This window comes from Bartonella sp. AP58NXGY (genome assembly GCF_042195785.1).
Lineage (GTDB): Bacteria > Pseudomonadota > Alphaproteobacteria > Rhizobiales > Rhizobiaceae > Bartonella.
Genome location: NZ_JBHIOY010000025.1, coordinates 1 through 7,781, shown reverse-complemented (window position 1 = coordinate 7,781; position 7,781 = coordinate 1). Strand labels below are relative to the sequence as shown.

1 protein-coding gene is annotated in these 7,781 nt (G+C 39.9%); it reads right to left on the bottom strand.

The window, feature by feature from the left end:
- A partial coding sequence (locus tag ACFINC_RS08840) for a hypothetical protein (RefSeq protein WP_375616966.1) occupies positions 1 to 7,781 on the bottom strand: 7,781 nt, incomplete at both ends.

The following is a 7,781-nucleotide window of genomic DNA, read 5'->3' as shown; positions in this document are numbered from 1 at the left end:
CTAGACCCTTCAGAAATATCTCCATCTAAAAGTAACTTCAGTTTGCTCTTGCTTCTTGTGTCACCTTGCCCATGAAGCGCTACAAACGCACTATCTTCATCACTCCACAACAATGCATTTTGCTCAATATTATCTGTAATATCATTGTGAAGCTTCGTGAATGAACTACTTACACCTGCAAACGCATCTGCAATATTGGCATAGCTATGTTCTTCAGCATTTCCAGATTCATTAAAGGTCGTAACTTTGAAAGTAGGCGCCGTCCATGCGCCATTTTCATAGCTCGCACCTCCACCAAAATATGTCGCTAGTGTCTTATTTAAGGAATAAAGCTGGGAACCATTTACTGCTTCTGTCGAGCCTTCAGAGAGGGTTGCCGCTTTCACGCCAAAAATACTACGTGTATCACCATTACTGTTTGAAATTGTGATTGTACTACCTTCTGTTTCAGCCCCAATCTTGATTACTTTCGTTTCAGAATCCTGCTTAACAAGACTATCTCCTACAACTTTATTAATCTCATTCTTAAGCTCATTATGAATATTCGTTATAGAATTATTCACATTGGTGAAAGAGGTACCTACACCAACAAAGGCAGATGCAACATCGTGATAGTCTTTATCCTCTGTTGCGCCATCCTCATTAACGCTCTTAACCGTGAATGTAGGGGCTGTCCATGTGCCATTTTCATAGCTAGCGCTACCACCTAAATAAGTTGCAACACTCTTATTGGTCGCAAAAAGCTGGGAACCATTTACTGCTTCTGTTGAATCTTCTGCAATATTACCAGCAGCAAGAAACTTAATTTTACTGCTGCCTTTCGCATCCCCATGCGTCGCTACAAACGCACTATCTTCATCACTCCACAACAATGCATTCTGCTTAATATTTTCAGTAACCTCTGTGTTGCTTTGAGTAAACTCTTTTTGAAGATTCTCAAAAGAGGTCCCTACACCAGCAAAAGCTTCCGCTACAGTACTATAATCTTTATCTTCAACTTTACTACCATCCTCATTAACGCTCTTAAACTTGAATGTAGGATTTGTCCATTTGCCGTTTTCATAGCTAGCGTTACCGCCTAAAGTTTTCGCAACACTATCACCTAACGCATGGAGCTGATTACCAGCTATAGCATCGCTTGAGCTTTCAGTAACCTCTCCATTTGCAAGAAACTTAATCTTGCTATTCGTTTTTGTTCCCTCTTTCTCCCCATGCTGTGCTAAAAATGCACCCTCAGCACTACTCCAATTTAAAGAATCCTGTGCAACGCCTTCTGATACTTCTTTAATGCGCTGATTTACATGCTTGATATTTTCATTAAGACCTGAAAAAGCCGTGCCAACACCAGTATACGATTTATCTTTTACCTTACCTTCTTCAGAAACCTCGGATAATTTATAGGTTGGCTGTGTAAGAACGCCATTTTTAAAGGAGGATTCTCCACCTAAGAACTTAGCAATATCCTTACCAATTTTATTGATCTGACCACCCGTGACTGCATCATGTGAACTCTCAGAAATCACACCATCAGCAACATTATGAAGACCAACAGAGGTAGAACCCTTACCTTTTCCTAAAGTTATATTCGTATAATCAATTTCACCCTTTTCCTTTTTATCGTAATGAATAACAGCTGAATCATCTGACTGAAGATTATTAGAAAGTTCTTTCAGACTTTCATCAAGCTGACCTTTGTTAACGGCTTCATTATTCTTCGTTGCTGCCTTCAAACCAGAAAGAGTCCGATCCCCTTTGTCCTTATTGGCAATATTGATTTCAACGCCTTCTACTTCCTTACCAATAGTGATAAGATTTGTTTTTTCCTCTTTCTTAATAAGGCTATCACCTTTCACATTGGCAATTTCATTGTTAATTTTCTTTGTGATATCATTTTTAACATTCGTGATAGAACTACCAACATCAGTCAAAGCATCTGCTACATTCTGATAAGTCTCATCTTTTTCCTGACCATCAGAGTTAACTGACTTCACTTTAAAAGTTGGAGCGCTCCACGTACCATTTTCATATTTAGCGCCACCGCCGAAATAGGTCGCAACCTTATCATTTGTCTCAAAAAGCTGAGAACCATTTATCGCCTCAATTGAATCTTTAGAGATTGTTCCACCTATTACACCGGAAATGGTTCGGTTCTCATTACTCTTGTTTTGAAGATTAATTATAGTACCACCTGTTTCCTTACCAATGGTAATAGGAGCGCCCTCTTTATCTTGTTTAACAAGACTATCACTGACAACATTCGTCACATCATTATGAACATTCGTAACAGAAGTACTAATATCAGAAAGAGCTTCCGCTACACTATTATAGCTTTTCTCACTTTCCTTGCCTTCTGCATCAACTTTCTTGATAACAAAATTGGGAGCTTTCCATGTGCCATTCTCATAACTAGCGTTACCACCGAAATACGCAGCAACACTGCTACCAAGACTATGAAGCTGATTACCAGCTATCGCATCGCTTGAAGTAGCTGTAATGTCACCATTCTGAAGAGAGGTAATTTTGCTATTCGTTTTTTTCTCTCCATGTTTTGCAACAAAGGCACTATCTGCCTCGCTCCAGTTTAAAGAATCCTGTGCTACACCTTCAGAAACTTCTTTAATACGCTGATTCACATTCTTGATATTTTTATCAAGTCCAGTAAAAGCACTACCGACATCGTTATAAGAACCGTCTGTTACTTTTCCTTCCTCAGAAACATGAGATAATTTATAAGTAGGGTTGGTAAAGCTACCATCTTTAAAGGATGCTTCTCCACCTAAGAACTTAGCAATATCCTCACCAATTTTATTGATCTGACCACCCGTAATTGCATCATGTGAATCCTTAATAATCTTACCATCAGCAACATTATGGAGTGAAACTGAGGAAGAATCCTTACCTTTTCCTAAAGTCACATTCGTGTAATCAGTTTCACCCTTTTCCTTTTTATCGTAATGAATAACAGCCGATTCATCTGACTGAAGATTGTTAGAAAGTTCCTTCAGACTTTCATCAAGCTGACCTTTGTTAACTGCTTCATTATTCTTCGTTGCGGCCTTCACACCAGAAAGCGTCCGATCTGCTTGATCCTTATTTGCAATATTAATTTCTGTACCGCTCGTTTCTTTACCAACAGTGATAGGTGCAGTTTCATTATCCTGCTTAACAAGGCTATCACTGACAACATTCGTCACATCATTATGAACATTCGTAATAGAACTCGCAACACCTGCAAATGCATCCGCTACACTCTGATAGCTTTTTTCAATTTCAGTACCATCACCATTGACGGTTTTAAGCTTGAAGGTAGGTGCAACCCACTCTCCTTTTTCATACTTAGCACCACCACCGAAATATGTCGCAAGCGCACTACCCATCGAATAAAGCTGATTACCGGTTATTGCTTCTGTCGAACCTTTAAAAACGTCTCCATCTAACAAAAACTTCAATTTGCTATTGCTTTTGCCTTTACCTTCCCCATGAAGAGCTACAAAGGCACTATCTGCCTCGCTCCAGTTCAAAGAATCCTGTGCTACACTTTCAGAAACTTCTTTAATACGCTGATTCACATTCTTGATATTTTTATCAAGTCCAGTAAAAGCACTACCGACATCGTTATAAGAACCGTCTGTTACTTTTCCTTCCTCAGAAACATGAGATAATTTATAAGTAGGGTTGGTAAAGCTACCATCTTTAAACGCCGCATCACCACCAAGGATTTTAGCCACATTCTGAGAAATCGTGTGGATCTGACTACCATTAATCGCATCATGTGAATTTTCAGCAATGGTACCATCCGCTACATTATGAAGTGCAACTGGTCCTGCATCCTTACCTTTACCTAAAGTCACACTGCTATAATCAGTTTTACCATCTGCCAGCTTATCGTAGTGAACAACAGCTGAATCATCAGACTGAAGGCTGGTAGAAAGATCCTTCAGACTTGCATCAAGCTGCGCTTTATTGACTGCTTCATTGTCATTCTCTGCCGCTTTAACACCTGAAAGCGTCCGTTCTTTGCCCTTTTCGTCCAGAAGACTTATTTCTGTACCTGCTACTTCTTTACCAATAGTGATAACCTTCGTATCATCATCCTGCTTGATAAGGCTATCACTGACAACATTAGTTACATCATTATGAACATTCGTGATAGAACTACTAATATCAGAAAGTGCTTCCGCTACACTTTTATAACTTTCCTCACCAGTGCTGCCATCATCTTTCACGGTTTTAAGCTTGAAGGTAGGTGCAACCCATTCTCCCTTTTCATTATAACCTGCACCTCCACCAAAATACGTCGCAAATGTCTGATTCATTGAATAAAGTTGATTACCAGTGACAGCATCCGTTGATTTAGCGCTAATCTCACCATTTGCTAGAAACGTAATTCTACTGTTTTCTTGTGTCCTTACAGCTCTGCCTTTTTCTTCTTGCTTCTTCTCATGACGCGCTACAAAAGCATTGGCTTCATTACTCCAATTCAAAGAATCTTGCGCTACTCCTTCTGAAACTTCCTTAATCCGTGCATTCACATTCTTGATATTCTCATCAAGACCAGTAAATGCACTACCAACATTATCAAAAGAGCCATTTGTTATATTACCAGCTGCATCAACCTTGGATAAACTATAGGTCGGTCCTGTAAACACGCCATCTTTAAACGCCGCACCACCACCAAGGAATTTAGCCACATTCTGAGAAATTGTATTGATCTGACTACCATTAATCGCATCATGTGAACTCTCACCAATGGCACCATCTTTGACATTATGAAGTGCAACTGGTCCTGCATCCTTACCTTTACCTAAAGTTACACTCGTGTAATCAATTCCGCCATTATCACCCTCTTTTTTATCGTAATGAACAACAGCTGATTCATCAGACTGAAGACTGGTAGAAAGATTCTTCAAACTTTCATCAAGCTGACCCTTGTTAACCGCTTCATTATTCTTCGTTGCTGCCTTAACACCTGAAAGAATCCTATCCCCTTTGTCTTTATTTGCGATATTGAGTTCTGTACCTGCTACTTCTTTACCAACAGCGATAACTTTCGTCTTCTCATCCTGCTTGACAAGGCTATCACTGACAACATTAGTCACATCATGATGAACATTCGTGACTGAACTACTAATATCAGAAAGTGCTTCCGCTACACTTTTATAACTTTCCTCACCAGTGCTGCCATCATCTTTCACGGTTTTAAGCTTGAAGGTAGGTGCAACCCATTCTCCCTTTTCATTATAACCTGCACCTCCACCAAAATACGTCGCAAATGTCTGATTCATTGAATAAAGCTGACCTCCCGTGACAGCATCCGTTGATTTAGCGGTAATCTCACCATTTGCTAGAAACGTAATTTTGCTATTGCTTCCTTCCGTTCCATGCTTAGCTACAAACGCTTTGGCTTCATTACTCCAATTCAAAGAATCTTGTGCAACTCCTTCTGAAACTTCCTTAATACGCTGATTCACATTTTTGATATTATCATCAAGACCTTCAAACGCACCCCCCACACCATCAAAGGCGCTCGTGCTTACCTGGCCATCTTCAGAAATATGCGATAATTTATACCTTGGCTGTGTAAGAGCTCCATCTTTAAAGGATGCTTCTCCACCTAAAAACTTAGCTACATCCTCACCGATTTTATTAATCTGTCCACCCGTAATCGCATCATGTGAACCCTTGGTAATCTGACCATCAGCAACATTATGCAAACCTACAGCTGCCTTATCCTTACCTTTACCTAAAGTTACACTCGTGTAATCAATGCCGCCATTATCACCCTCTTTTTTATCGTAATGAACAACAGCTGAATCCTCTGACTGTAGGCTGGTAGAAAGTTCCTTCAAACTTGCATCAAGCTGACCCTTGTTAACGGCATCATTATTATCTTTTGCATCCTCTACACCAGAAATAACCCGTTTCACACCGTTTTTGTTTGCAACATTGATTACAGTGCCATTTGTTTCCTTACCAACAGTGATAGGAGCCGTTTCGTTATCCTGCTTGACAAGGCTTTCACTCACTACATTGGTTATATCATTATGAACATTCGTAATAGAACTTGCAACACCAGCAAATGCTTCCGCTACACTCTTATAGCTTTCCTCACTTTCTTTACCTTCTGCATCAACTTTCTTGATCACAAAACTTGGAGCTTTCCATTTTCCATCTTTATCATAACCAGCTCCTCCACCAAAATACTCAGCAAATGTCTGATTCATTGAATAAAGCTGATTGCCCGTGATCGCTTCTGTCGAACCTTTAGAAATTTCTCCATCTAATAGAAACTTTAATTTGCTGTTTTCTTGTTCCGCTATAACTTGACCATCTTTCTCTTTGTTCTTTACATGACGTGCTACAAAGGCATTGGCTTCATCATTCCACAACAAAGCATTCTGCTCAATGGTCTGTGTAAGTTCATTGCTGTTCTTAGAAAGCTCATTATGAAGATCTGTCAGCGATGTATCAACACCGCTAAAGGCTGAACCAACATCATGATATGACTGACCACCAACAACATACGTCGGAAGATTGCCTACAAGCACATCAGCACCACCACCTAAATAGCTCGATGTATTTTTAGAAACACTGTCTAGATTAGTACTCACTGTCGTAACATTTTTATTAGTCGCAAATAACTGAGAGCCATTTACAACTTCTGTCGATTCTGCTGAAAGCACTCCTGCCTTAACACCTGAAAGTGTCCGTTCTTCTTTCTTACTGTTGGCAATATTGAGTTCTGTACCCTCTGCTTCTTTACCAATAGTGATAACCTTCGTGTCATCATCCTGCTTGATAAGGCTATCACTGATAACATTAGTTACATCATTATGGACATTCGTAATAGAACTCGCAACTCCAGCAAATGCTTCCGATACACTATTGTAAACCTTTTCCTCACCAGCACTACCATCAGAATTGACAGTTTTAAGCTTGAAGGTAGGTGCAACCCATTCTCCCTTTTCATTATAACCTGCACCTCCACCAAAATACGTCGCAAACTGTTTCTGCAGATCATAAATCTGTCCACCCGTAATCGCATCACTCGAGCCTGATACTATAGAGCCAGCTGCAAGTGATGTAAGCTTGCTGTTCTCTTTATTGTCCCCATGCGTCGCTACAAACGCACCTTTAGTCTTGCCCCATAACAATGCATCGCCTTGAACTGCTTGCGTAATATTACTCAGTTTTTCATCAAACTTTTTGACCTCATTAGACAGATGAGTGTTCACATTCTTGACACTCGTATCAAGACCCGCAAAGGCGCTACCAACATCGTTATATGAATTAGTCGTTACTGTACCATCGTCAGAAACATTAGAAATTTTATAAGTTGGAGCTGTAAAAACACCCTCTTTAAAGGATGCTTCTCCACCTAAAAACTTAGCTACATCCTCACCGATTTTGTTAACCTGTCCACCCGTGATTGCATCACGTGAATCCTTAGCAATCTGACCATCAGCAACATTATGCAAACCTACAGCCGCCTTATCCTTACCTTTACCTAAAGTCACACTCGCATAATTTATAGTGTTATTATCACCCTCTTTTTTATCATAATGAACAACAGCCGAGTCATCTGATTGAAGACTGTTAGAAAACTTCTCTAAACTTTCATCAAGCTGACCTTTGTTAACAGCTTCATTCATACGCTCTGCTTTCTTAACACCAGAAAGCGTCCGGTCTTCTTTCTTACTGTTAGCAATGTTGATTTCACTACCTTCTACTGCACCTCCAATAGTGAGACGATGCGTTGTTTTGTCTTGCTGAACAAAGCT